The sequence below is a fragment of the Halomonas sp. LES1 genome, assembly GCF_031846005.1.
Taxonomy (GTDB): Bacteria; Pseudomonadota; Gammaproteobacteria; order Pseudomonadales; family Halomonadaceae; genus Halomonas.
In genome coordinates, this window is record NZ_JAVRGC010000010.1 from 1 (window position 1) to 23879 (window position 23879).

The following is a 23879-nucleotide window of genomic DNA, read 5'->3' on the forward strand; positions in this document are numbered from 1 at the left end:
TTGAAGGGTCGTTTCGAGAGGATCGCCGCGGAGGCCGTGAGGCCGCCGTCACGAGTGGCGCACATTCTAGCGAATCTGCCGCGACTGTCAACCGGTGATTTTCGAAGCCTTCCGAAAAAAACCATTGCAGAACAGCCACTTCTGCCACATCCACCGCCTGCAACGTTTGCCCGTTGCCGGCAGCGGATGCGTACTTTACGGCTTTACCGGCGGGTCCGCAAGGCCTTCCTGTAAAAAAGTTTAGCTCATCAAAACCCGGCGCGAGAGGGCTTAACTTTCCCCACGGTAATATCCCGCAATTCCAGAGGGTTGGGGCCATGCCTGGCACGCGAGCCCATGGCCCCTCCCCCACCGTCAGATCACCAGAAGATCCATGAAGCGATGAACCGGTGTCGCCTCCAGCCCCTGCTGGTCCTGACAGAGCGTGACTATCCTCTCGCTGTGTGCCCGCGGGAAGCGTGTCTCGAGATTGCGCCGGAACTTCTCCTCCAGCACCGGAATCCCCTCCTGGCGACGCCGGCGATGGCCGATGGGATACTCCACCGCGACCTGCTCGGTAGAGGTGCCGTCGGTAAAGAAGACCTGAATGGCATTGGCGATGGAGCGCTTGTCGGGGTCCAGATAGTCACGGGTGTAACGCGGCTCCTCCACGACCTCCATCTTGCCACGCAGCGTGTCGATCTCGGGATGTGCAACATGGAAGTCATCCTCGTAGTGCTCCGCGTTCAGCTCGCCAAGCATCAGCGGCACGGCCACCATGTACTGCAGACAGTGGTCTCGATCCGCCGGATTGGCCAGGTCGCCCTCCTTCGAAATGATGCGAATCGCCGACTCGTGGGTGGTGATCACGATTCGCTCGACCTCGTCGAGCCGCCCCTTGACCCGGGGGTGCAGGGTCACCGCCGCCTCGCAGGCGGTCTGGGCATGGAACTCGGCCGGGAAGGAGAGCTTGAAGAGGATATTCTCCATCACGTAGCTGCCGAACTCGCGCTGAAAGCGGAAACGCCGCTCCCCCTCGGGCTTGGTGGCCAGATCACGATTGGTGTGACTGAAAAGCACATCATAGAACCCCCACTGGGTGGCGGTGAGTGCCCCAGGGACACCCATCTCGCCCCGCAGGGCGATATCCGCCAGGCGTACCGCCCGGGACGTGGCATCCCCCGCCGCCCAGCTCTTGCGTGAACCGGCGTTGGGGGCGTGGCGGTAGGTACGCAGGCTCTGGCCATCCACCCAGGCATGGGACAGCGCCGCGAGCAGCTGCTCACGGTCGGCCCCGAGCAGTCGGGCCGCTACCGCCGTTGAGGCCACCTTGACCAGCACCACATGATCGAGCCCCACCCGGTTGAAGGAGTTCTCCAGCGCCAGCACGCCCTGAATCTCATGGGCCATGATCATCGCTTCGAGAACGTCTCGCATCACCAGCGGCGCCTCGCCCTGGGCCACGCGTTTCTGGGAGAGGTGATCGGCCACGGCAAGGATGGCCCCCAGGTTGTCGGAAGGGTGGCCCCACTCTGCCGCCAGCCAGGTGTCGTTGTAATCGAGCCAGCGCACGATCGCCCCGATGTCCCAGGCCGCCTTGACGGGATCGAGCCGGAAGGAAGTGCCCGGCACCCTGGCCCCGTGAGGCACCACGGTCCCCTCCACCAGGGGCCCCAGGTGCTTGGTGCACTCGGGGAAGCGCAGCGCCAGCAACCCGCAGCCCAGGGTATCCATCAGGCAGAGCCTGGCCGTATCCCAGGCCTCGTCGCTTGCGATGCGATAGTTCAGGACATAGTCGGCGATCTTCTGCAGCTCGGCGTCATAGTCAGGCCGCACATTGGCTTCCACGGTACTCATGATCATCTCCTGCCGTCGCTTGAACCCCTACCCTACCATGACCATAGAAAACGCCCCGGATCCTGTCCTGGGATCCGGGGCGTAGGATGATGCCTCTTCGCGAAGTGCCGCCCCATCTACTATGTCAGACGCTGGTCAGACGATGGCCTGGCGACGGGATGGCACCTCGATCGTGGCTATCTAGAGGGTGTCGCCGGGCACGCGCACCCAGCCCTCCATCAGCACCCGGGCGCTGCGGCTCATCACCGCCTCGTCGATGACCCAGCACCCCTCCACCAGGCTCGCCTCGGCCCCCACCCGCAGGGTGCCTGAGGGGTGCCCGAAGGTGACGGCGTTGCGCTTGCCGCCGCCTGCGGCCAGATTGACCAGGGTGCCTTCGATGGCGGCAGCCGAGGCGATCGCCACCGCCGCGGTTCCCATCATGGCGTGGTGCAGCTTGCCCATGGAGAGGGCACGCACCACCAGGTCGATCTCGCCGGCCTCGACCCGCTTGCCGCTGGAGGCGACATAGTCGCTCGGCGACGCCACGAAGGCCACCTTGGGGGTGTGCTGACGGGTCGCCGCCTCGCCGACGTCGGTGATCAGCCCCATCTTCACCGCCCCATGAGCGCGAATGGTCTCGAACATTGCCAGCGCATCGGCATCGCCGTTGATCGCCTCCTGGAGCTCGGTACCGGTGTAGCCGAGTTCGGCGGCATCGACGAAAACGGTCGGAATGCCGGCGTTGATCAGCGTTGCCTTGAGGGTACCCCCCTCCACCACGTCGGCCGGCACCTCGAGGTCATCGACCAGGTTACCAGTGGGGAAGATGGCTCCCTCGCCGTCGGCCGGGTCCTTGAAGGCCACCGGAACCTCGGCGGCCGGAAAGGTCACGCCATCCAGCTCGAAGTCACCGGTCTCCTGAACCCGGCCATCGCGGATCGGCACCCGAGAGACGATCGTCTTGCCGATATTGGCCTGCCAGATGCGCACCTCGACCTCCCCGTTGTCCGGGATCCGCGCCGGGTCAACCAGGCCATTGCCGATCGCGAAGGGCCCCACCGCCGCGGAGAGATTGCCGCAGTTGCCGCTCCAGTCGACGAAGGCCTTGTCGATGGAGACCTGGCCGAACAGGTAGTCAACGTCGTGGTCGGGGCGCTCGCTGCGACTCACGATCACCGTCTTGCTGGTACTGGAGGTGGCGCCCCCCATGCCGTCGATCTGCTTCTGGTAGGGGTCCGGGCTGCCGATCACCCGCATCAACAGGCGATCGCGCGCTTCACCCGCCACCTGCGCGGCCTCCGGCAGGTCACTCAATCTGAAGAAGACCCCCTTGCTGGTGCCGCCACGCATATAGGTGGCGGGGATCCTGATCTGGGGTAGCTGACTCATGCGCTCGCCACCTCCTCACTCCCTACACCCTCCAGGAAGTCCTTGGCGAAGCGCTGCAGCACGCCACCGGCGGAGTAGACGGTGACCTCTTCCGCGGTATCCAGACGGCAGATCACCGGAACCCGGTCGACCTCGCCGGTCTTGCGATGGATCACCAGCTCGAGGGTCGCCCCCGGCGCCGGCGTCCCTTCCACGTCATAGGTCTCGGTGCCGTCGAGCTGCAGGGTATGGCGGGTGGTTCCCTCCTGGAACTGCAGCGGCATCACGCCCATGCCGATCAGGTTGGTACGGTGGATGCGCTCGAAGCCCTCGGCGGCAATCGCTTCGACCCCGGCCAGGGCCACGCCCTTGGCCGCCCAGTCACGCGAGGAGCCCTGGCCATAGTCGGCACCGGCGATGATGATCAGCGGCTGCTTGCGCTTCATGTGGGTCTCGATGGCCTCCCACATGCGCATCACTTCACCCTCCGGCTCGACCCGCGCCAGCGAGCCCTGCACCACCTCGCCGTTCTCGTCCCGCACCATCTCGTTGAACAGCTTGGGATTGGCCAGGGTGGCCCGCTGGGCCGTGAGGTGGTCGCCACGGTGGGTCGCGTAGGAGTTGAAGTCCTCCTCGGGCAGGCCCATCTTGTGCAGATACTCCCCGGCGGCGCTATCCATCATGATGGCATTGGACGGCGACAGGTGGTCGGTCGTGATGTTGTCCGGCAGGATCGCCAGCGGCCGCATGCCCTTGAGCTCACGCTCCGCCGCCATGGTGCCTTCCCAGTAAGGGGGGCGACGAATATAGGTGCTCTGTGGACGCCAGTCGTAAAGCGGGCTCTCGGCCTTCTCGGCGGCGTCCAGGTCGAACATCGGGATATAGACCTGCTTGAACTGCTCCGGCTTGACGTGCTCGGCGACAATGGCATCGATCTCCTCATCGGAGGGCCACAGGTCCTTGAGCGTCACCGGGTTGCCGTCCGCGTCGGTACCGAGCACATCCTTCTCGATATCGAAGCGCACGGTACCGGCAATGGCGTAGGCAACCACCAGCGGCGGCGAGGCCAGGAAGGCCTGCTTGGCATAGGGATGGATACGGCCGTCGAAGTTGCGGTTGCCGGAGAGCACCGCGGTCGAGTAGAGGTCGCGGTCGATGATCTCCTGCTGGATCTCGGGATCCAGGGCGCCGGACATGCCGTTACAGGTGGTGCAGGCGTAGGCGACGATGCCGAAACCGAGCTTCTCGAGCTCCGGCAGCAGGCCGGCCTCCTCCAGGTAGAGGCGCGCGACCTTGGAGCCCGGCGCGAAGGAGGACTTCACCCACGGCTTGCGAATGAGCCCCAGCGCGTTGGCCTTCTTGGCCAGCAGGCCGGCGGCCACGACGTTGCGCGGGTTGGAGGTGTTGGTGCAGCTGGTGATGGCGGCGATGATCACCGCACCATCCGGCAGCTTGCCCTCTCTCTCCTCCGCCTGGGCCTTTTCATAGTCGACCGCAATGCCACGCTCGACGAGATCGCTGGTGGCCAGGCGACGATGGGGGTTGGAGGGGCCCGCCAGGTTGCGCTCGACGGTGGAGAGGTCGAAGGTCAGCACGCGCTCGTACTTGGCACTCTCCAGGCTGTCGGCCCACAGGCCAACCTGCTTGGCATAGGTCTCGACCAGCGCGACCTGCTCCGGCTCGCGGCCGGTGATGGTCAGGTAGTCGAGCGTCTGCTCATCGATATAGAACATCCCCGCGGAGGCGCCATACTCCGGCGTCATGTTGGAGATGGTGGCACGGTCGCCGATGGTCAGGCTCCTGGCCCCCTCGCCGAAGAACTCCAGGTAGGCCCCCACCACCCGCTCCTTGCGCAGGAACTCGGTGATCGCCAGCACGATATCGGTGGCGGTGATCCCCGGCTGTCGCTTGCCGGTCAGCTCCACACCGACGATATCGGGCAGACGCATCATGGAGGGGCGCCCGAGCATCACGGTCTCGGCCTCGAGCCCGCCGACCCCGATGGCGATGACCCCCAGACAGTCGATATGCGGCGTGTGGCTGTCGGTGCCCACACAGGTGTCGGGGAAGGCAACGCCATCCCGCGCCTGCACCACCGGCGACATCTTCTCCAGATTGATCTGGTGCATGATGCCGTTGCCGGCGGGAATCACGTCGACGTTCTCGAAGGCGGTCTTGGTCCACTCGATAAAGTGGAAACGGTCCTCGTTGCGACGATCCTCGATGGCGCGGTTCTTGTCGAAGGCATCCGCCTCGAAACCGGCGTGCTCGACGGCCAGGGAGTGGTCGACGATCAGCTGGGTGGGCACCACCGGGTTGACCTTGGAGGGATCGCCCCCCTGCTCCGCGATCGCATCCCGCAGGCCGGCCAGGTCGACGAGGGCCGTCTGGCCGAGGATGTCGTGACACACCACTCGCGCCGGGTACCAGGGAAAGTCCAGGTCACGGCGACGCTCGATCAGCTGCTTCAGGGCGTCGGTCAACAGCGCCGGCTCGCAGCGGCGCACCAGCTGCTCGGCCAGCACCCGTGAAGTGTAGGGAAGGGTCTCATAGGCACCGGGCTGAATCTCCTCGACGGCGGCACGCACATCGAAGTAGTCCAGCTCGGTACCGGGGAGCGGTTTACGATAATCAGTATTCATGGCTTCGAGATCTCTTGCAGACGGCTGGCCGCGAGGCGGGGAAAGGCGACAGGACGGCTCGAGGAGCCGCCCTGCAATGCCCCTGGTCGATCAGTCACGCTGCTCGATGGGCACCCACTCGCTGTGTTCCGGGCCCACATAGTCGGCGCTCGGACGAATGATGCGGTTGTTGGCACGCTGCTCGAAGACATGCGCGGCCCAGCCGGTCACCCGCGACATCACGAAGATCGGGGTAAACAGCTTGGTGGGGATATCCATGAAGTGATAGGCGCTGGCATGGAAGAAGTCGGCGTTGCAGAACAGCTTCTTCTCGCGCCACATCACCGCCTCGACACGCTCGGAGACCGGGTAGAGCACGCTGTCACCGACGTCCTCGGAGAGCTTCTTCGACCACTCCTTGATGATGGCATTGCGCGGATCGGACTCGCGATAGATCGCGTGACCGAAGCCCATGATCTTGTCCTTGCGCTCGAGCATGCCGAGGGTTTCGCGCTCGGCCTCATCCGGCGACTGCCAGTTCTCGATCATCGCCATGGCGGCCTCGTTGGCACCGCCATGCAGCGGACCCCGCAGGGAGCCGATGGCACCGGTCACGCAGGAGTGCATGTCGGAGAGCGTGGAGGCGCAGACGCGAGCGGTAAAGGTCGAGGCATTGAACTCGTGCTCGGCATAGAGAATCAGCGAGACGTTCATGACCCGGGCATGCAGCTCGGAGGCCGGCTCGCCCCGCAGCATATGCAGGAAGTGTCCGCCGATGGAGGCATCATCGGTCTCGGTCTCGATGCGCACCCCGTCATGGCTGAAGCGGTACCAGTAGCAGATGATCGAGGGCAGGACGGCGAGCAGGCGGTCGGCGACATCCTGCTGCTCGTCGAAGCTCTGCTCGGTCTCGAGGTTGCCCAGCATGGAGGCGCCGGTGCGCATCACGTCCATGGGATGGGCATCCCTGGGAATCTGCTCGAGCACGCTCTTGAGTTCGGCCGGCAGGCCGCGAAGCCCCTTGAGCTTGGTGATATAGGCGTCGAGCTCGGCCTGGTTGGGCAGCTTGCCCTTGAGCAGCAGGTAGGCCACCTCCTCGAACTTCGCCTTCTCGGCCAGCTCCTTGACGTCGTAGCCACGGTAGGTCAGGCCGGAGCCGGTCTTGCCCACGGTGCACAGGGCGGTGGTGCCGGCACTCTGGCCGCGCAGGCCTGCGCCGCTAACGGGTTTATCAGCCATGTTATCTCTCCTCTTGATATTGTATCCGTGGTGCTGTTTCCGTGGTGCTGTTTCAAGCGCGGCACGCGCCTCAGGCGTCGCCGCCCTTCTCTTCAAGCTGACTCTGTGCGAACAGGGCGTCGAGCTTCCGCTCGAAGCTGTGGTAGTTGAGGAAGTCGTAGAGCTCATCGCGGGTCTGCATCATGTCGACCACATCACGCTGATGGCCATTGTCATGGATGCTCTGATAGACCTTGAGCGCCGCCGCGTTCATGGCACGGAAGGCGGACAGCGGATAGAGCACCATGCGGCAGCCCACCTCGGCGAGCTCCTGCTGGGAGAACAGCGGCGTGGCACCGAACTCGGTGATATTGGCCAGGATCGGCGCATCGACGCGCTCACAGAAGGCCTTGTAGTCGTCGAGGGTGTGGACCGCCTCGGCGAAGATGGCATCGGCACCCGCCTCGATGCACGCCTGGGAGCGCTCGATGGCGGCATCCAGCCCATCCTTCTGGAAGGCATCGGTACGGGCAATCAGATAGAAGTCCGGATCGATACGCGCGTCGGCGGCGGCCTTGACGCGGTCCACCATCTCCTGCTGGGAGACGATCGCCTTGTTGGGGCGGTGACCGCAGCGCTTCTGGGCCACCTGATCCTCCAGGTGGACCGCCGCCACGCCGGCGCGCTGCATCTCCTTGACGGTGCGCGCGATATTGAAGGCGCCGCCCCAGCCGGTATCGATATCCACCAGCAGCGGCAGGTCGGTGGCACCACAGATGCGGTGGGCATCCTCGACCACGTCGTTCATGGTGGTCATGCCCAGGTCCGGCAGGCCGAAGGAGGCGTTGGCCACGCCGCCGCCGGAAAGGTAGATGGCCTGGTGGCCCACGCGCTCGGCCATCATGGCGGTATAGGCGTTGATGGTACCCACGATGGAGAGCGGGCGACTGGCCTCGAGGGCAGCGCGGAAGCGGGCGCCGGGGGTCTGCTGGGTCATGGTGTTTCTCCTGGTGATATCGGGAAGATGGGTCAGGCCGGGGAGTCTTCCGACTCCCTCAGGGACGCGGCGTAGCGATCGACGACATTGGCTCGGGAAGCGCTGACGTGGCGGCGCATCAGCAGCTCGGAGAGCTCGGCATCGCCGGCCTCGATGGCATCGACGATGCGGTGGTGCTCGACGAAGGCGCGCTGGGGACGCGACCCACTGGCGCTGAACTGGGTGCGATAGAGCCGCACCAGGTAGTAGAGGTCATCGCAGAGCATGGTCACCAGCATGCGATTGTGGCTGCCCTGAACGATGCGATAGTGGAAGTCCAGGTCACCCTCGCGCTGGAAGTAGGCCTCGCCCTTCTTGAGGTCGGCCTGGCGTTCATGCAGCGCCAGCACCTCACGCAGGCCGGCAATCTCCTCGGCGGTCATGTGCTCCGCCGCCAGGCGGGCGGCCATGCTCTCGAGGGCCTCGCGGACATCGAACAGTTCCAGCAGCTCCTGTATGGAGAGCTTCACCACCCGGGCACCGACATGCGGGACACGCTCGATCAGCCGATGAGCCTCCAGCCGGCGCATCGCCTCGCGCAGCGGCCCGCGAGAGATGCCATAGGTCCTGGACAGGCCCGGCTCGGTGATCTTGCTGCCCGGTACGAGCTCGCCACGCACGATGGCATCCTGCAGCTGCTGGAAGACCCGCTCGGCGAGAGTGCGGACTTCGGGACTGGATGATTCGGCTTCGACTGGCTTCATGATGATTGTCGACAATTATTGGGTAAAGAAAGAGTAGCCATTGCCGGACTTCGGGTCAACACGGCGTAATGGGCGAGTGGTACGTCTTTGGTTGTAGACATTTTCCCCTTCTCGCTTCGAGATGTCGACAATGTTGTCGGCCACATAGAGCCCAATGGTGCATATCGACGAGGACAACGACGCCTTCGGCGCCTAGAATGGGCGCCCCGATTGCATAGGCCCAGCGATGACCGCCCAGCTCCAGATCACGCCGCACCCCTACCGGCCCACCCCGCTATCCGCCTTCGCCCGCCTGCGCCGAAGGCCGGGGGCCGTACTGCTGGACAGTGGCCGCCCCGAGGCCCCGGGCGGCCGCTACGACATATTGTCGAGCGACCCGCTGGCGGTGCTGACGGTGGATGAGTCGGGCCGGATGGAGGGTGTACCGGAGCTCCGGGACCTGGCGCCCTTTGACGCCCAGCTGGCCCTGCTCGAGGGCCTGACCGAGAGCATGACGGTACCGGAGAGCGAGCTGCCCTTCCTGGGCGGGCTGATCGGCTACTGGAGCTACGACCTCGGCTACCAGCTGGAGCGAGTGGGGAAGCGTGCCCGCCGTGTCGTGACCCTGCCTGACAGCCGGGTCGGCCTCTACGACTGGGCATTGATCCAGGATCATGAACGCAGAGAGGCCTGGCTGGTGGCCACCCCGGAGCGTCGCCAGCAGGCACTCGAGTGGCTGAACGCCGCCCCCGCACCGGAAGCCGCCTACCAGCTGACGGCCGCCTTCGCCGCCGAACTCGACCGCGACGCCTATCTGACACGCTTCGATGCCGTGCAGCGCTATATCCGTGCCGGCGACTGCTATCAGGTCAACCTGGCCCAGCGCTTCAGCGCTCCCTACCGGGGCGACCTGTGGAGCGCCTACCGGCGCCTGCGCAAGGCGACACCGACCCCCTTCGCCGGCTTCATGGCCTGGCCCTCCGCCAATGGCGAGCAGGCGATCCTCTCGCTCTCGCCGGAGCGCTTCCTGGAGTGCCGCAACGGCCAGGTGGAGACCCGCCCCATCAAGGGCACACGCCCGCGCGGTGACACCCCGACAAGTGATGCCCGCCTGGCCGCCGAGCTGACGCAGAGCCTCAAGGATCGCGCCGAGAATGTGATGATCGTCGATCTGCTGCGCAACGACCTGGGCCGACGCTGCCGCCCCGGGACGGTGCGGGTACCCCAGCTCTGTGGCCTGGAGAGCTACGTCAATGTCCACCATCTGGTCAGCGTGGTCACCGGCACGCTTGCCGACGGACGCACGCCGCTGGAGCTGCTGGCCGCCGCCTTCCCCGGCGGCTCCATCACCGGCGCTCCCAAGGTGCGTGCCATGCAGATCATCGACGAACTCGAACCCAGCCGGCGCAGCGTCTACTGCGGCAGCCTCGGCTACGTGGATACTCGGGGGCGGATGGACACCTCCATCGCCATTCGCACCGCCGTGGCGGACGGCGACCGCGTGCACCTGTGGGGCGGTGGGGGCCTGGTGGCCGACTCGGAGGGTGAAGCCGAGTATCAGGAGACCTGGGACAAGATTCGTCACCTGATGGCGGCGCTCGCCACAGAAGGAAACAAGGAATAAGAAAACAAACTCTTATTCTTAAATGATAATAACAACGCAAGAAATCGGTATTGGGCGCACGCCTTGCCGTTCCGCTAGGGTGGTCGACATACGCACCAGGAGCCCCCCCCATGATCGAGACCCTCGACATCATCAACCGCGACCTCGGCCAGGACCCGGAAGCGCTTATCCGCTGGGCCCTCGACCAGGGCAACCAGCCGATCTGCACCACCAACTTCCGCCCCTTCGAGGCGGTGATCCTGCATATGGTGGCCAGTCAGCGCCCCGACATCCCGGTGGTCTGGATGGACCATGGCTACAATACCGAGGCCACCTACCGCTTCGCCGACGCCCTGGTTCGACGCCTCGATCTCAACCTGATCAGCTTTCTGCCTATCCGCACCCGCGCTCACCGCGAAGCGCTGGAGGGCCCCTTCCCCGGCATCGATGATCCACGTCATGAAGCCTTTACCCAGGAGGTGAAGATCGAGCCCTTCGAGCGTGCTCTCGAGCAGATGGCACCGGATGTCTGGTTCACCGCCCTGCGTGCCGAGGACACTGCGCAACGTTCACGCATGGCCCCGGTCAGCCGCAACGCCGATGGCCTGCTGAAGGTGGCCCCCTTGCTGCACTGGACGGCGAAGGAGCTCCACGCCTACCTCCAGCGTCACGACCTGCCCAACGAGTTCGACTATTTCGATCCGACCAAGGTCGAGGCCAAGCGCGAGTGCGGCCTGCACCTGCAGCACTGAGCCCACCGCATGCGCGGCGGGCGCCTAGCGCAGCGGTAGCTCGATACCCTCGAAGAGACCGCGCTCATGGCGCGGCCCGGCGGCCAGGGCAGCATCCACGGTATCGCGATCCAGGTGAGGCGCGAAGCCCTGCAGGAAGTCATACATGTAGCCGCGCATGAAGGTACCGCGGCGAATGCCGATCTTGGTGGTGGAGCTCGCGAACAGGTGGCTGGCGTCCAGCGCCACCAGGTCGGTATCCTGCTCGGGGTCCACCGCCATGCCGGCAACGATCCCTACCCCCATCCCCAGCCGGACATAGGTCTTGATCACGTCGGCATCGGCGGCGGTCAGCACCACATTGGGAGTAAGCCCCTGCTCACGGAAGGCGTCATCGAGCTGGGAGCGACCGGTAAAGCCAAACACGTAGGTGACCAGCGGATGGCGCGCGATGGCCTCCAGGGTCAGCTCCTTCTCCTCCGTCAGCGGATGACCCTGGGGCACCAGGATGCAGCGGTTCCAGCGATAGCAGGGCAGCAGTACCAGATCGTTGAACAGCCCCAGGGATTCGGTCGCGATGGCGAAGTCGGCCTGACCATCGCTGACCATCTGGGCGATCTGCTTGGGCGTGCCCTGCTGCATATGCAGGGCCACATCGGGGTACTGACGGGTAAACTCCCGGATCACCGGCGGCAAGGCGTAGCGCGCCTGGGTATGGGTGGTGGCCACCGACAGACTGCCGCGACGCTCGTCGCTGAATTCCTGGGCCACCTCCTTGATGTTCTCGGTAAGGCGCAACACCTCACCGGCAAGCTCCACGATCGCCTGTCCCGCCGGAGTCACTCGCGTCAGATGCTTGCCGCTGCGGGCAAAGATCTCCACCCCCAGCTCGTCCTCGAGCAGGCGGACCTGCTTGGAGATGCCAGGCTGCGAGGTAAACAGGCTCTGAGCGGTGGCGGAGACATTGAGATTATGGCGGGTCACTTCCCAGATATAGCGCAGCTGCTGCAGCTTCATGACGACTCTCCCGTACCGCCCCATCCGTTGGAGGCGTCAAGGTAGCAAAAAGGAATATAAAACGAGATGTTAATTCATAACTAGCATATAATGCCAGACTTCGCACGAGTCGCCGATGCGCATTCTCGATTTGCCAGCACTCCAGTCGGCCGCTAACATCGTCCGACCGGCTGGGTGACCCACGCATGTCACCTGCCACCCCTGTCCGCTCGATGCAGCGCAACGAAACTGGAGAACCCCATGGCCAATAACGTCGATGTCACCAACGCCAACTTCGAGCAGGAAGTCCTCAAGGCCGACACCCCGGTGCTGCTCAAGTTCTGGGCTCCCTGGTGCGGTCCCTGCAAGGTGATGGCACCGGTAGTCGACGAGGTCGCCGAGGAGCGCAGCGGCAACCTCAAGGTCGTCAGCATCAATGTCGACGACGCCCCCGAAATCGCCGCCGAGCAGGGCGTGCGCGGCGTCCCCACCGTGATGCTGTTCAAGTCCGGTACCAAGATCGCCTCGCTGGTCGGCGCGCAGTCCAAGTCCCAGCTCAGCCAGTTCATCGAACAGAACGCCTGAGCAGCAGCGCCCCGCCCGATACATCGCCCCGGCCCAGGCCGGGGCGATGTCGTTTCAGCCCTCTCTACTTCTGCCCTCTCACTCCTCGTCGTGCCTGGCAGGCGGGAGCCCCTCCCTTACCCGTGAGGCCTCATTGCCAGGCCCCAGCAGGTGCGCGATCCAGCGCGTCTCGGGGTGGCTGTCCAAGGCAATCTTCAGGGTCATGGTCAGCACCACCGACAGCAGCATCCCCACCGCCCCGAAGATCCAGCCCCAGACCACCAGCGACAGGAAGGCGATAAAGGTCGACAGACCCAGCGCCTTACCCATCATGCGCGGCTCGACGATATTGCCGAGCAGGAAGTTGATGCCGAGATAGGCCGCGGCGAGCAGCAGCGCATCGAGCATGCCCCCATCGGGAGAGACCAGCAGCAGCAGCACCGGTGGCACCGCCGCAATGGCCGAGCCGATATTGGGAATGTAGTTGAGCACGAAGGCCAGCACCGCCCACAACAGGGGGAAGTCCACCCCCACCAGCAGACAGGCGATCCAGACCAGCCCCCCGGTTACCAGGCTGACCACCGTCTTCACCGCCAGGTAACGCTTGAGCCTCAGGCTGAACTCGCGAAAACGCTCAAGGCTCGCCGCCGGGTTTTCCAGTGCCTGGGAGACCTTGTCGCGGAAGCTGAGGGTCTCGAAGAGCAGGAATACCGCCAGCAGCCCGACCACCACACTCTGCATCAGCAGGTTGCCAACCTCGCCGATCAGCGACGGGATCCACCCCCCCAGCTGCTCGGCATCCAGCAGCTCCGCCAGGCGGTCGGTATCGATGGCCAGCCCCAGCCGCGACAGTCCATCCAGCAGTCTCAGGTAGTAGTCGTAGAGCTTCTGCTCGATGTCGGGCAGGGTGTCGACGAAGGTGCCGAAGCTGTTGACCAGCAACCCTCCCAGTAACAAGAACACGACACCGATCACCACCAGGGTCAGCCACACCGACAGGCGCAGCCCCAGACCGTGACGGTTGAGCCACAGCACCGGCGCCGTGCAGATCACCGCGACAAAGGCCGCCAGCAGCATGGGCACCAGCAGGCTGGCCCCGGCCCGCATCCCGGCCACGATGACCACCAGTGCCGCCAGGGCCAATACCAGATTCAGCGGTATGATGCCTGATGGTTCGTCGTTAGCGTCTCGCATCCTCATCTCCCAAGCCGTTGATGGCTTCTATCATGCCCCCTGGACGACGCCTCAACAATCGGCAACCCCCGCGATATAACGACAAACCCCCGCTGGCAGCGGGGGTTCGAGGGGCGTGGGTACCGGCCAGCCTATCGATTGATGCTCTCCTGGCCGCCCATATAGGGGCGCAGCACCTCGGGCACGGTCACCGAACCATCGGCCTGCTGGTAGTTCTCCAGTACCGCCACCAGGCAGCGGCCCACCGCCAGGCCGGAGCCGTTGAGGGTATGCAGCAGCTGCGGCTTCTTCTGCTCGGGGTGACGGAAGCGCGCCTGCATGCGTCGTGCCTGGAAGTCCTCGCAGTTGGAGACCGAGGAGATCTCGCGGTAGGTCTCCTGGCTGGGGATCCACACCTCGAGGTCATAGGTCTTGGCGGCGCCAAAGCCCATGTCGCCGGTGCACAGCGTCACCACGCGGTAGGGCAGCTCGAGGGCCTGCAGGATCGCCTCGGCATGGCCTCGCATCTCCTCCAGCGCCGCATAGCTCTGCTCGGGCATCACCAGCTGCACCATCTCCACCTTGTCGAACTGGTGCTGGCGAATCATCCCGCGAGTATCGCGCCCGTGGGAGCCCGCCTCACTGCGAAAGCAGGGCGAGTGGGCGGCCAGTTTCAGCGGCAGCCTCCTGGCATCGAGAATCTCGTCCCGGGCGAAGTTGGTCAGCGGCACCTCGGCGGTGGGGATCAGGTGGTAGCCGCGCTCGTCGTCCAGCTTGAACAGATCCTCGCCGAACTTGGGAAGCTGACCGGTCCCGCGCAACGACGCCTCGTTGACCATATAGGGCACATAGCACTCCTCGTAGCCATGCTCCCGGGTCTGCTTGTCGAGCATGAACTGCGTCAGCGCCCGGTGCAGCCGAGCGATGGGCCCACGCATCACCGCAAACCGCGCCCCGGTGAGCTTGGCCGCCAGGTCGAAGTCGAGATCCCCCTTCAGCTCGCCCAGGTCGACATGGTCGCGTACCTCGAAATCGAACTCCCGAGGCTGGCCCCAGCGATGCAGCTCGACATTGTCGCTCTCGTCGCCGCCTTCCGGAACGCTCTCGTGGGGGAGATTGGGAATGCCACTCACCGCGTCATCCCACTCGGCCTGAACTTCGGCCAGGCGTGCCTTGGCGCCATCCAGGCGCTCGCCCAGGTCACTGACCTCGTCGAGCAGCGGCTGAATATCCTCCCCCGATGCCTTGGCCTTGCCGATGGCCTTGGAGCGAGTGTTGCGCTCGTTCTGCAGCGACTCGGTCTCGGCCTGCAGCTCCCGACGGCGGGACTCCAGCGTCCCAAGGCGGTCGATATCCAGGGCAAAGCCCCGCTTGGCGAGTCGTTGGGCGACCGTCTCGAGGTCGCTGCGCAGCAGTTTGGGATCGAGCATGGCATCCGGTCCGTAGCAGTCGGTGATTGGGGTGTCGGCCGCGGGAAGCGGCGGCAGGAAACAGGCCGCCCATTGTAGGCAAAAGGCGATAGTGGCGCCACGCGAACCGGGCAGGGCTATCGCAGATAGCTTGACTGCTCGATAGCTCGGGGCTGATCTGGCGATAAGCCCCGGAGCGCCGGACCGACGAGGGGGCGCTGTGAACCCCTCCATGGGCGCTACCGACGCCTTCCCTGGCGTAGGACCCCCTCTTCGACTTATCCCCAGCGCCCCTTGGCTCCGATAACTGCGATAGCATTGGCGAACCGGGCAGCCGGGATGCGTCCTCAGGCCCCGCGCGGTAGAGTAGAGGCACCCTCGCCTGCCCTTGAAGATACCCATGATCGCACGACTGGATACCACCGACGCCGCCACCGCCCCTGGAGTCGCCACGCCCTACCTCCGTTTCCTCGAAGCCCTGAAGGTGGCCGGTTTCGAGGGCGAGGTCGCCCCCGACTACGCCGATCGCACGGTGCTCGCCACCGACAACTCCATCTACCAGCGCCTGCCCCAGGCGGTGCTCTATCCCCGCCACGGCGAGGACCTGCAGCGCATCGCCCATCTGGCCGGCCAGGTGGAGCACCGTCAGGTGGTCCTTACCCCCCGCGGCGGCGGCACCGGTACCAACGGCCAGTCGCTGACCGACGGCCTGGTGGTGGACGTCTCCCGGCATATGAACCGGATTCTCGATATAGACATCGAGAACCGCCGGGTTCGGGTCCAGGCCGGGGTGGTCAAGGACCAGCTCAATGCGGCGCTCAAGCCTTACGGGCTCTTCTTCGCCCCGGAGCTCTCCACCTCCAACCGCGCCACCATCGGCGGCATGATCGCCACCGATGCCAGCGGCCAGGGCAGCTGCGAGTACGGCAAGACCCGCGACCACGTGCTCGAGCTCGAGGTGCTGCTGCTGGGGGGCGAGCGGCTGGTGAGCCACCCGGTCGAGGAGAACGACCTCGAGGCGCTATGTGGCGGCGATACCGTCAGCGCCCACGCCTACCGCACCGCCCGTGAGATCATCGACACCCAGGGCGAGCTGATCGTCGAGAAGTTTCCGCCTCTCAACCGCTGCCTGACCGGCTATGACCTGGCGCACCTGAGAGACGCCCGGGGGCGCCTCGACATGAACAGCCTGCTCTGCGGCTCCGAGGGCTCGCTGGGCCTTCTCGACGAGGCGGTGCTCAATGTGCTGCCGATTCCCGGGCACTCGACCCTGGTCAATGTGCGCTACGCCACCTTCATGGATGCCCTGCGCGATGCCCAGACCCTCAAGAGCAGCCCCTCAGGCCCGACCTCCATCGAGACGGTGGATGACAGGGTGCTGATGCTGGCCATGGAGGATTTCGTCTGGGATAGCGTCGCGGCGTTCTTTCCGACCGGCGATCCGGCGACCGGCGATCCGGCGGCCAGCGCCCCGGTGCGCGGCATCAACCTTGTGGAGTTCAACGACGATGACCCCGAACGCCTGAGCCAGCGCGTCGACGCCTTCTGCCGCCACCTGGAGACGGACGGGGGCGTCGAGCGCCTGGGCTTCACCCTCGCCCGGGGGCGAGCGGAGATTCAGAAGGTCTACGCCATGCGCAAGCGGGCCGTGGGCCTGCTGGGCAATGCCAGGGTCGATGCCAGGGGCGAGAAACGCCCCATCCCCTTCGTCGAGGACACCGCGGTGCCGCCCGAGCACCTCGCCGACTTTATCGCCGAATTCCGTGCCGCCCTGGATGCCCGGGGCCTCGAGTACGGCATGTTCGGCCATGTGGATGCCGGTGTGCTCCATGTGCGCCCCGCCATCGACATGAAGGACCCCGAGCAGGAGAAACTGATCCGCGTGGTCTCCGACGAGGTGGCAGAGCTGACGAAGAAGTACGGCGGCCTGCTGTGGGGCGAGCACGGCAAGGGGGTGCGCTCGGAGTATGCGCCGACCTTCTTCGGCGAGCTCTATCCCAGCCTGCAGCGGATCAAGGCCGCCTTCGACCCCCATAACCAGCTGAACCCCGGCAAGATCGCCACTCCGCTCTCTATTCCGCCCGAAAACGCGGATAGAGCTCCCTTGGCCGAAAATGACGCCCAGGCCAATCAGTCCAGCCCCGAAGGGGGCGAAGACGAGCAGACCGTCAAGTGGGTCGACCCTGGCCTGCTGACCATCGACGGTGTGACCACCCGCGGTCAGCTCGACCGCACCATCGACGAGCAGGCATGGCAGGCCCATGCCGCCACCGTCTACTGCAATGGCAATGGCGCCTGCTACAACTACGATCCCGACGACGCCATGTGCCCGTCTTGGAAGGCTACCCGCGACCGCATCCACTCCCCCAAGGGGCGTGCCAGCCTGATCCGCGAGTGGCTTCGTCTGCAGGGCGAGGCCGGCGTCGATCTCGTCGAGGAGTCGCGCCGGAAGAGGGCCGAAGGCAGCTGGGGCTTTATCAAGGGCCTCCCCCGACGGCTCAGAAACACCCTGGCCAGGCGGCGCGGCGAGGCGGACTTCTCCCACGAGGTGTATGACGCCATGGCGGGCTGTCTGGCCTGCAAGTCCTGCGCCGGCCAGTGCCCGATCAAGGTCAATGTGCCCGACTCCCGCGCCCAGTTCCTGGAGGCCTATCACGGCCGCTACCTGCGTCCGCCGCGTGACTATCTGATCGGCGGCCTGGAGTTTATGGTTCCGACCCTGGCCCGCCTCGCCCCGCTCTACAATGCCGCCCTGGGCAACCGCCTGGTCGACCGCCTGCTGGCCGGCCCCATCGGCATGGTGGACAGCCCCCGGCTCTCCCGCGCCAGCCTGCAGAAGCAGCTGACGGCCTGGGGCGTCGCCGAGGCGACCCCCACCTCGCTCGGCCTGCTGACCGAGGCCCAGAAGGCGCGCAGCGTGGTGATCGTCCAGGACGCCTTCACCAGCTACTTCGAGGCCAGGCTGGTCATGGATATCGTCGAGCTGCTGAGTCGACTGGAGTTCCGGGTCTTCGTGGCCCCCTTCTCCCCCAACGGCAAGCCGCTCAACGTCCAGGGCTTTCTGGGCGCCTTCGAGCGCACCGCCGCCAGGCAGGCCGAACGGCTCAGGATGCTGGCCGAGGCCGGGGTAGCCCTGGTGGGCATCGACCCGGCCATGACCCTCACCTATCGCCAGGAGTACGTGAAGGCCCTGGGTCCGGAGGCGGTGCCCGAGGTGCTGATGCTCCAGGAGTGGCTGGTGACCCAGGCCACCACTCTGGCCCGACGACTCGATCGTCCCGAGGGCGAACCGAATGCCCCCGGATACCGGCTGCTTAGCCACTGCACCGAGAAGACCAACGCCCCGGGAAGCCCGAAAGCCTGGCAGCAGGTCTTCGCCGCCTTCGGCCTGGAGCTGGAGCTTCTCGCCAGCGGCTGCTGCGGCATGTCCGGTACCTACGGCCACGAGGCACGCAATCTGGAGACCTCCAGAACCATCTATGCCCAGTCATGGCAGCCGGTGGTGGAGGATGAAGCCAATACCGGGCGGCTGCTGGCCACCGGCTACTCCTGCCGCAGCCAGGTAACGCGGTTCTCCGAGACCGCCCTGCCCCACCCGCTACAGGCACTGCTGGCCGAGCTCAAGCGCCAGGGCTGACGCCAAGGGAGCGAGCGCCATGGAATGGCGCGGTGTCCGGCGCTCCTGGCGAGTGCTCCAGGCAGCCGGCCTTCTGAGGCGAAGCCACCAGGCTTCGCCGGGACAGCTTCGTTACCACACAGCGATACCCCCTCAGGACGCGAGGCGCCTCTTTCCGGAAGCAGCGTGTAAAGCCCGATGCTCTTTCTCGCCGGCGAGAATAGCCGGGATCACTACACTGTGCTCAGGCATCCCGTCGGCGGAAGACGCGAGCCAAGACCATGACAATCCGCACGGAAGAGGAAAGGCGCCATGAAAAAGGAGGTTCCACTGCTGATGTTGCTTGGAGGGATCGCCGCCGTTTCGGCCCATGCCCAGGAAAACAGCGCACCGGCAAGCGGTGACGAGGCGAATCGGCAACTACCCACCATCACCATCCGCGCACCGCGGCTGACGCGCAGCCTCTATGACACCCCCTCTGCCGTCTCGACCCTGACCCGAGAGGAGATCCAGCGGGGACAGCAAGGGGTGCGACTGGACGAGGCCCTTGACAGGGTGCCCGGGGTCTTCTTGCAGAACCGCGATAACTTCGCCCAGGGGCAGCGGATCTCCAGTCGTGGTTTCGGCGCACGCGGGACCTTCGGCATCCGCGGCCTGCACATCCGCGTCGATGGCATTCCCTACACCCTGCCCGATGGCCAGGCTCAGATCGATGCGGTGGACCTCGACAGCGCAGAGCGTATCGAGGTGATTCGGGGCCCCTCCTCGGTGCTCTATGGCAACGCCGCCGGTGGGGTGATCGACATCACCACCGGTGACGGCAGCGAGTTGCGCCGCTCGCCGGTGTTGCGTCTGCAGGGCGGCAGCGATGAATTCCGCAAGCTTTCGCTGCGCAACGGCGGCGAATCCGAAAATTGGGTCCATAGCGTCAGCATTTCGGCGCTGGATTTCGCTGGCTATCGGGAGCAAAGCAAGGTGGAGAAACGATTGCTCAATGCCAGGGTCGGCTACCGTCTGGATGATGACCGGAGCCTCTCCGCGCTGGTCAACCTCCTCGACATGCCCACCGCCGAGGACCCCAGCGCCCTGACGCTGGAGGAGGTCGCCGAGGACCCACGCCAGGCCCGCGATATTGCCATCGATCTCGATTCGGGACAGAGCGTGGAGCAGCAGCTGGTTGGGCTGCACTACGAGGACCGCGACGCCCTAGGGGGAGAAATCAATGTCCGCGGCTTCGTCAGCCGCCGTGACTTCGAGCAGCAACTCCCCTTCCCTGGCAGCAGCCTGATCGACTATCAACGGAACTACTATGGCGGCGGCGCCGATTACACCGGAGCGGCCACCCTGGGTGACATGCCGCTGCGCTATGTCACCGGGATCGACCTGGCCCGCCAGGAGGACGACCGTGGGCGTCGCTCGGTGGATTCCCGGGGAGAAACTACCGGTATCACCGCCGATGAGCAGCAGGACGCCACCTCCGCGGGTGTCTTCCTGCAGACGGAGCTGGGGCTGACCGACACACTCGACCTGAGTGCCGGCGTCCGCCACGACCAGGTTCGCATGACGATCGACGATCGTTTCCTCGATGACGGTCGCGACGACAGTGGGGAGCGCATCTTCCGCGAGTGGACAGGCAGCCTGGGACTGAGCTATCGCTACCACCCCGATCATCAGGTCTATGCCACGGTCGGCAATGCCTTCGAGACGCCGACCTTCACGGAGTTCGCGCGTGACGATGGGCGCGGTGGCTTCAATCCCGCAGTCCAGCCCCAGAAGGCGCTGAACCGCGAAGTTGGCGTGCGAGGCATCTTCGGCAACGGCCTGCGCTACGAGATGGTCGCCTTCTCGGTCGACGTCGACGACGAACTGATCGGTTACGAGGCCACCGATGGCAGGACCTACTACGAGAATGCCGGCAAGACCTCCCGCGACGGCATCGAACTGGGCATGGACTGGAGCTTCTCACTGGCCTGGCGGCTCACCAGTGCCCTGACCCTGGCCGACTACCGCTTCGACCGATTCAACGACGGCGCAAGCGACTTCACCAATAACCACCTGCCGGGGCAACCGAGGCAAGTCTGGCACAACGGCCTGACCTGGTACGGCAACGGTAACCGTTTCACCACCATCGAGGCCCAGTACACCGGCGACTATTACGCCGACAACGCCAACGAGGTGAAGATCGATGACCATTGGCTGTTCAACCTCAAGGCCGGAGACAGCTGGCGGCTTGGCAACGGTGAGACCCAACTGAGCGCCAAGCTGGGTGTCCGCAACCTGCTGGATGAGGAGTACTACGAGAACGTGCGCATCAATGCCTTCGGAGGGCGCTACTACGAACCCGCCGCGGGGCGCACCATCTACGCCGGCCTTGAGTTGAGCTTCTAGGCGACCCGCTCACCACCAGCTGCACCAGAATTGCCATCAGGGCGATAAGGCGCCGCTGACGGCCATCCGGGTCGCCAGCGAGGGATTTCCACCGGTGAAGCCGGCCTCCCGCTGCAGGAACCGGCTCACTATTCTTGAGCAGCCTCGCCCACGGGAGGGCCGAAATCAATGCTTAGAAGAACATTCCGCGCAGGGCTTCACCCGGGTCGGGCTGGCGCATGAAGGCCTCGCCGACGAGGAAGGCGTTGACATCATGCTCGCGCATGCGCAGCACGTCGCCGGGGGTGTGGATGCCGGACTCGGTGACCACGGTGACGCCTTCGGGGATGCGCGGCAGCAGCTCGAGGGTGGTATCGAGGGTGGTATCGAAGGTGTGCAGGTCGCGGTTATTGATGCCCACCAGACTGAGATCCAGCTTGAGGGCTCGCTCCAGCTCCAGAGCGTCGTGGACCTCCACCAGCACATCCATGCCCAGCTCCACCGCCTGCCGATGAAGGTCGGCCATCTGCCTGTCCTCCAGGGCGGCAACGATCAGCAGAATGCAGTCGGCCCCGATGGCACGCGCCTCGCTCACCTGATAGCCGTGAGTGATGAAGTCCTTGCGAATCACCGGCAGCGAGCAGGCGTCGCGAGCCTCGATCAGGCAGTCCTCATGGCCCTGGAAGAAGTCGGCGTCGGTGAGCACCGAGAGGCAGGCGGCACCGCCCGCGGCGTAGCTGGCGGCAATCTCGCCGGGATGGAAGTCCTCGCGGATCACCCCCTTGGAGGGCGAGGCCTTCTTGATCTCGGCGATGATCGCCGGGTCACCCTCGGCGATACGCCGCTCCAGCGCCGCCACGAAGCCCCGCGGAGAACCCTGCTCGGCGGCCAGGCGCAGCAGCTCCGCCTCCGACACGGCGCGGGCACGCTCACGGACCTCCTCGTCCTTGCGCTGCAGAATTCGGGTCAGGATGGTAGGGGTCGCCCCCGGGGATACACTCATGTTTTGACTCCTGGTGGGGGTACGCTTACTGCAGGAAGACACGGGTAAAGTTGGCCAGCTCCTTGAGCTTCTCGAGGGGCAGCTTCGAGGCCTGGGCATCCTGTGCCAGGGCCACCCCTTCCTTCAGGCTGTCGGCCACATCGGCGGCATAGAGGGCCGCACCGGCATTCAGCGACACGATATCGGCCGCCGGCCCCTCGCCTATCAGCGCCTGCTCCACCAGGCGCAGGCTGTCCTCGGCGGTCGCGACCCGCAGTGAGTCGAGAGACTGCCGCTGGATACCGAGCTCTTCGGGGGTGATCATGTATTCGTGAATCTCCCCCTCCTTGAGCTCGGCCACCCGGGTCGGTCGGGCCAGGGAGATCTCGTCCAGGCCATCCTCGGCATGCACCACCAGCACATGGTGACTCCCCAGGCGGCGCAACACCTCGGCCATCAGCGGCACCAGCTCCGGGGCATAGACCCCCAGCACCTGATTGGGAGCGCCGGCGGGGTTGGTCAGCGGCCCCAGGATATTGAACAGGGTGCGCACTCCCATCTCGCGGCGCGGCACCACCGCATGGCGCATCGCCGGGTGGTGGTTGGGGGCGAACATGAAGCCCACGCCCACCTGCTCGATGCAGCGCGCCACCTGCTCGGCATTCAGGTCCAGATGGATCCCCGCCACGGCGAACAGATCGGCGCTGCCCGAGGAGGAGGAGACACCGCGGTTCCCGTGCTTGGCCACGTGGCCGCCGGCGGCGGCCACCACGAAACTGGAAGCGGTGGAGACGTTGAACAGGTTGGCGCCGTCGCCACCGGTGCCGACGATATCGACAACATGGTCCGCCTCGAGGTGGACCGGGCGCATCAGTTCCCGCATCACCTGGGCGGCGGCACTGATCTCCTCGGCGGTCTCGCCCTTCATCGCCATGCCCATCAGGAAGGCGGCGATCTGGGGATCACTGACCTCACCGGTCATGATCTGACGCATGACCTGGTGGGTCTGGTCGAAGTTGAGGTCCTCGCGGCGCATCAGGGCACCGAGGGCATCTCGCATCTGCATCATGGATCTCCTCGAATCAGGCACGGCCCAGCGGCACCTGGGGGTGGCGCTTGAGAAAGTTGGCCAGCAGCTCATGGCCCTGGCGGGTCAGGATCGACTCGGGGTGGAACTGCACGCCTTCCACATCCAGCGCACGGTGGCGCAGGCCCATGATCAACCCGGGGGTAATATCGTCGTCGGCGATCCAGGCGGTGACCTCCAGGCAGTCGGGAAGTCCCTCACGCTCCACGGTCAGCGAGTGGTAGCGGGTGACGTCCAGCGGGTCGTCGAGACCGGCGAACACCCCCTGACCGGCATGACGGATGGCCGAGGTCTTGCCGTGCATCACCTCCGGGGCACGCACCACCCGGCCACCATAGACCTGGCCGATGGCCTGATGGCCCAGGCAGACGCCGAGTATCGGCAGCCTGCCGGCGAAGTGGCGGATGGCCTCCATGGAGATGCCCGCCTGATCGGGCGTGCAGGGACCAGGGGAGATCACCAGATGGGTCGGGGCCATGGCCTCGATCTCGGCCAGGGTGATCGCATCGTTGCGGTGGGTCTCGACCTCGGCGCCCAGCTCGGCGAGATACTGCACCACGTTGAAGGTGAAGCTGTCGTAATTGTCGATCATGCAGACTTTCATGAG

The 23879-nt window shown here is 65.4% G+C and carries 17 protein-coding genes; 5 read left to right on the forward strand and 12 right to left on the reverse strand.

Annotated elements, in window-relative coordinates; genetic code table 11:
• Positions 1 to 354: 354 nt before the first annotated feature.
• From RM463_RS16450 to RM463_RS16475, 6 genes are all read right to left on the reverse strand, one after another.
• Positions 355 to 1836 carry a bifunctional 2-methylcitrate dehydratase/aconitate hydratase gene (locus RM463_RS16450; RefSeq protein WP_409229179.1) on the reverse strand — a complete coding sequence of 494 codons (1482 nt, stop codon included), beginning with the start codon at positions 1834 to 1836 and terminating at the stop codon, positions 355 to 357.
• A 180-nt stretch (positions 1837 to 2016) separates the two neighbouring features.
• Positions 2017 to 3207 (reverse strand): 2-methylaconitate cis-trans isomerase PrpF, encoded by a 1191-nt coding sequence (gene prpF / locus RM463_RS16455; protein WP_311430649.1) that lies wholly within the window; start codon positions 3205 to 3207, stop codon positions 2017 to 2019.
• Positions 3204 to 5828: a Fe/S-dependent 2-methylisocitrate dehydratase AcnD gene (acnD, locus tag RM463_RS16460; protein ID WP_311430650.1), complete on the reverse strand. Its 2625-nt coding sequence runs from the start codon at positions 5826 to 5828 to the stop codon at positions 3204 to 3206. Before acnD ends, prpF begins: the two co-directional genes overlap by 4 nt.
• Before the next feature lie 90 nt (positions 5829 to 5918).
• Positions 5919 to 7046, reverse strand: a complete 1128-nt coding sequence (gene prpC, locus RM463_RS16465; RefSeq protein WP_311430651.1) for a 2-methylcitrate synthase — start codon at positions 7044 to 7046, stop codon at positions 5919 to 5921.
• A gap of 70 nt (positions 7047 to 7116) precedes the next feature.
• The gene (gene prpB / locus RM463_RS16470; protein WP_311430652.1) at positions 7117 to 8022 is read right to left on the reverse strand and encodes a methylisocitrate lyase; all 906 of its coding nucleotides are present in this window, start codon (positions 8020 to 8022) and stop codon (positions 7117 to 7119) included.
• Between the two features lie 32 nt (positions 8023 to 8054).
• Entirely contained in the window at positions 8055 to 8765 is a 711-nt protein-coding gene (locus RM463_RS16475; RefSeq protein WP_195688361.1) for a GntR family transcriptional regulator, read from the reverse strand.
• Between the two features lie 226 nt (positions 8766 to 8991).
• On the opposite strand from RM463_RS16475, the gene pabB reads away from it, so the two are divergent.
• Both pabB and RM463_RS16485 read left to right on the forward strand, forming a co-directional pair.
• Entirely contained in the window at positions 8992 to 10368 is a 1377-nt protein-coding gene (gene pabB, locus RM463_RS16480; protein ID WP_311430653.1) for an aminodeoxychorismate synthase component I, read from the forward strand.
• Between the two features lie 110 nt (positions 10369 to 10478).
• Positions 10479 to 11099 (forward strand): phosphoadenosine phosphosulfate reductase family protein, encoded by a 621-nt coding sequence (locus RM463_RS16485; RefSeq protein WP_311430654.1) that lies wholly within the window; start codon positions 10479 to 10481, stop codon positions 11097 to 11099.
• A gap of 24 nt (positions 11100 to 11123) precedes the next feature.
• Here RM463_RS16485 and cysB read toward each other — a convergent pair whose 3' ends face one another.
• Positions 11124 to 12095, reverse strand: a complete 972-nt coding sequence (cysB, locus tag RM463_RS16490; RefSeq protein ID WP_195688364.1) for an HTH-type transcriptional regulator CysB — start codon at positions 12093 to 12095, stop codon at positions 11124 to 11126.
• A 240-nt stretch (positions 12096 to 12335) separates the two neighbouring features.
• Here cysB and trxA point away from each other — a divergent pair, with 240 nt between their 5' ends.
• Positions 12336 to 12659, forward strand: coding sequence for a thioredoxin (trxA, locus tag RM463_RS16495; protein WP_195688365.1), 324 nt, complete (start codon positions 12336 to 12338; stop codon positions 12657 to 12659).
• Positions 12660 to 12737: 78 nt separating this feature from the next.
• Here trxA and RM463_RS16500 read toward each other — a convergent pair whose 3' ends face one another.
• Positions 12738 to 13832, reverse strand: coding sequence for an AI-2E family transporter (locus tag RM463_RS16500; RefSeq protein WP_195688366.1), 1095 nt, complete (start codon positions 13830 to 13832; stop codon positions 12738 to 12740).
• 131 nt (positions 13833 to 13963) lie between these two features.
• A complete protein-coding gene (gene serS / locus RM463_RS16505; protein ID WP_311430655.1) occupies positions 13964 to 15241 on the reverse strand; it encodes a serine--tRNA ligase in 1278 nt (425 codons plus the stop codon).
• 379 nt (positions 15242 to 15620) lie between these two features.
• Here serS and RM463_RS16510 point away from each other — a divergent pair, with 379 nt between their 5' ends.
• Positions 15621 to 18857 (forward strand): FAD-binding and (Fe-S)-binding domain-containing protein, encoded by a 3237-nt coding sequence (locus tag RM463_RS16510; RefSeq protein ID WP_311430656.1) that lies wholly within the window; start codon positions 15621 to 15623, stop codon positions 18855 to 18857.
• Between the two features lie 291 nt (positions 18858 to 19148).
• Complete coding sequence (locus RM463_RS16515) at positions 19149 to 21224, forward strand: TonB-dependent receptor (protein ID WP_311430657.1); 2076 nt, start codon at positions 19149 to 19151, stop codon at positions 21222 to 21224.
• 172 nt (positions 21225 to 21396) lie between these two features.
• Here RM463_RS16515 and trpC read toward each other — a convergent pair whose 3' ends face one another.
• The 3 genes from trpC to RM463_RS16530 are packed head-to-tail and all read right to left on the reverse strand — an operon-like array spanning position 21397 to position 23876.
• Positions 21397 to 22206, reverse strand: a complete 810-nt coding sequence (gene trpC / locus RM463_RS16520) for an indole-3-glycerol phosphate synthase TrpC (protein WP_195688370.1) — start codon at positions 22204 to 22206, stop codon at positions 21397 to 21399.
• A gap of 25 nt (positions 22207 to 22231) precedes the next feature.
• The gene (gene trpD, locus RM463_RS16525; RefSeq protein ID WP_311430715.1) at positions 22232 to 23251 is read right to left on the reverse strand and encodes an anthranilate phosphoribosyltransferase; all 1020 of its coding nucleotides are present in this window, start codon (positions 23249 to 23251) and stop codon (positions 22232 to 22234) included.
• A gap of 16 nt (positions 23252 to 23267) precedes the next feature.
• Entirely contained in the window at positions 23268 to 23876 is a 609-nt protein-coding gene (locus tag RM463_RS16530) for an aminodeoxychorismate/anthranilate synthase component II (RefSeq protein ID WP_311430658.1), read from the reverse strand.
• Positions 23877 to 23879 lie beyond the last annotated feature (3 nt).